General features: G+C 55.7%; 1 protein-coding gene and 1 tRNA gene. Both read right to left on the minus strand.

Going from position 1 to position 1,148, the window contains the following annotated elements; translation table 11 throughout:
• Nucleotides 1-38 precede the first annotated feature (38 nt).
• A tRNA-Thr gene (locus ACREAY_RS12015) sits at nt 39-112 on the minus strand.
• Nucleotides 113-217: 105 nt separating this feature from the next.
• On the minus strand, nt 218-1,148 hold a 931-nt coding region (locus ACREAY_RS12020; protein WP_431756002.1), incomplete at its 5' end, for a DUF1264 domain-containing protein.

Here is a 1,148-nt window from a genome sequence, read left to right on the forward strand (position 1 = left end):
GAGTAGAGGGGAGCGTAAACCGTAACATGAGAGAATCAAGCCCTAGGTGGGATTCGGACCCACGGCCTAGGGTTTACGAAACCCTCGCTCTGCCAGGCTGAGCTACTAGGGCGAAAACGTACTGTCCACGTTGGATGCTCATTATAATCTTTAGGAAAGGCATCTGGCGCCTAAAATTGACGTAAAAAAAAAGAAAAAAAGAGAGGAGCAGCGCCTGCTACTCTACCGCCTTCTTGTACTTTGCCGTCAGCTCCAGGTCCGCGTTCAGCGTCACCAAGCGGTGCCTGTCAGTGCTTCCGTCGTCCGCCCAGCTGTCAAAGACAAGGTCATCAAAGTTCGTCGCCCTCACCTGGTAGGTGTTTCCCTGCACTCCAATGAACTCGAATGGGGCAAACCCTTCAGAGATGATCTTGCCGTCCTCTCCAATCCTGATGAACATGCGGCGGTCTTCTCCGTCCGGACCGACTGCCTTGACTGTCAGCTTGACGTCGCCGCATGCAAGGCTCGGTGACGAAGAGTTGTCTCCGCAGCTTGTCGCCCACTCTTTGTGGAGGTTGTCGTTCAGGTCCTGTCCCAGCGCGAACGGGCTGTCAACTAGGAAGGCGTATGGCGGGTAGCTTGGAAGCCCATCGGCAGGGTCCCAGATAGTGATCACCTTGCCGTATGTCGTTTTCAGGACACCGACAAGGGCGCCGCATTCAAGGCCCTCTGGCAGTTCCACACAGCTTGGGTTGCCCCTCTCCGGGGTCAGCTCGACTGCGTGGTTGTGCCAGTTTGGCCTTTCCCTTTCTGGAAGCTGCTTGTACTGGTCCTCGGTAATAATGAACTCGATCTGGGAGAGCTGCGGGCCGGTGCCTGGCTTGGCGTTGTTGTCATGCGCATAAAGCTGGCATACCGCAACTATCCTTGAATCAAGTTTACAATAGTGGTCCATCTGCGCGTCGAGGTGCGCGCTGTCGTGCCTTCCCACCGTAACGTGGATGTCATAGCCTTCGGTCGGGCTCATTTTCGTGTCGGTTGCGCCTGCCAGCGCGAGCCCCGGCAGGGCTGTTGCAAGAACAAGGGCAATGGCCGCCGAAAGCGTCGCGCCCATGAGTATCTTTCTTTTGTTGTTGTTGGTACGTAGATTTTCATGATCAGTCGGGTCT

Origin of the sequence: Nitrososphaera sp., from assembly GCF_050748925.1 — an archaeon.
In the GTDB taxonomy this organism is placed as follows: Archaea; Thermoproteota; Nitrososphaeria; order Nitrososphaerales; family Nitrososphaeraceae; genus Nitrososphaera.